1 protein-coding gene and 2 pseudogenes are annotated in these 1,059 nt (G+C 31.3%); 2 read left to right on the top strand and 1 reads right to left on the bottom strand.

Annotated elements, in window-relative coordinates:
* Together AP75_RS14010 and AP75_RS14005 are read left to right on the top strand one after the other, a co-directional pair.
* Positions 1–291: pseudogene (locus tag AP75_RS14010) on the top strand (hypothetical protein); the annotation flags it as partial.
* A 53-nt stretch (positions 292–344) separates the two neighbouring features.
* The gene (locus AP75_RS14005; RefSeq protein WP_088265006.1) at positions 345–674 is read left to right on the top strand and encodes a LytR/AlgR family response regulator transcription factor; all 330 of its coding nucleotides are present in this window, start codon (positions 345–347) and stop codon (positions 672–674) included.
* A gap of 142 nt (positions 675–816) precedes the next feature.
* On the opposite strand, the pseudogene AP75_RS14455 reads toward AP75_RS14005, so the two are convergent.
* Positions 817–1,059 (bottom strand): annotated as a pseudogene (locus tag AP75_RS14455) (hypothetical protein); the annotation flags it as partial.

Genomic DNA, 1,059 nt, shown 5'->3' with positions numbered 1-1,059 from the left:
ATTGCCTTTCGAAACACTGCCAATGCCATCGGTAATCTCAAAGAAGGCTGGCTCGCAGACTTTTTCAAAAGGTTGAACTACAAGAAAGGAAGAGCAACTGCTGTCTCTGCACTGGCCCGCAAACTTGCCGTCATCATCTGGAACATGCTTGTGAAAGGGCAAAGCTACCAACCACCTTCACTATATCTGTTCCTTGACGAGAAAAGAAAAATTGCTGCAGCCAAAAGAATTCAAAAACAAATCACTAAATTTGGATTGACTGACAGAGATATTGAAATCACAAAATACTGATTATCAATATTAAAATTTAACGTTAGTCAGAATTTTAACGAAACGACCATAAAATGACAAATCAACAAAATTTCACTTTTATAAAGGCTGATAGAAAATTAATCAAGTTAAGTTTTGACGACATTTTGTTTGTAAAAGGATTGGGAAATTATGTTGAAATTTTTGTCAAAAACAACAAAAAGTATGTTTACTACAAAACCTTAAAAGACCTTATTGACAAATTGCCTGATGAATTTATGAGGGTTCATAATTCAAACATCGTGAATTTGAAAAATGTGGAATATATAGAAGATAATCATTTAATTGTTGGCGAACATAAAATCACAATAGCAAAAAGTTACAAAGATTGTCTGTTAAATAGTATTGACAAATTGCTACTCTAAATAAGAAATTTGATAGATTACATAAAAACCTAAACGAAGTAAATAACTTATTTTTTTGAACAAAATTATCTGAGTTGCTTTGTAAAAAAAGATTATGAAACAATTTTTATTTTACTTAACAACTATGGTATTTAGTCGTTCCTTAACAAAACCCACTATTTAATTTATATTTAAAAACAGGATTAGAAAACAGCATAATTTGTATCTTATAAAATAAGAAAATAATTTTCTGTTTCAGTAGTTCCATCATTTTCTTCATGTTCCAAGCGGTTGCAGCTAGTAATGCATTGATTTGTGGTCCCGTTTCTCCCATGAAGTAATTTTTTGCCAGCCTAAAATCGGTTTTTAAATGTCCGATGATAGGTTCTATTGCCGCTCTGGTTCC

This window comes from Kaistella haifensis DSM 19056 (assembly GCF_000735695.2).
Classification (GTDB): Bacteria; Bacteroidota; Bacteroidia; order Flavobacteriales; family Weeksellaceae; genus Kaistella; species Kaistella haifensis.
This window is presented reverse-complemented; position numbering and strand designations above follow the sequence as displayed.

Coding starts and splice junctions, on each gene's coding strand:
- AP75_RS14005 (WP_088265006.1), top strand. CDS start 345: ATGACAAATCAACAAAATTTCACTTTTATAAAGGCTGATAGAAAATTA.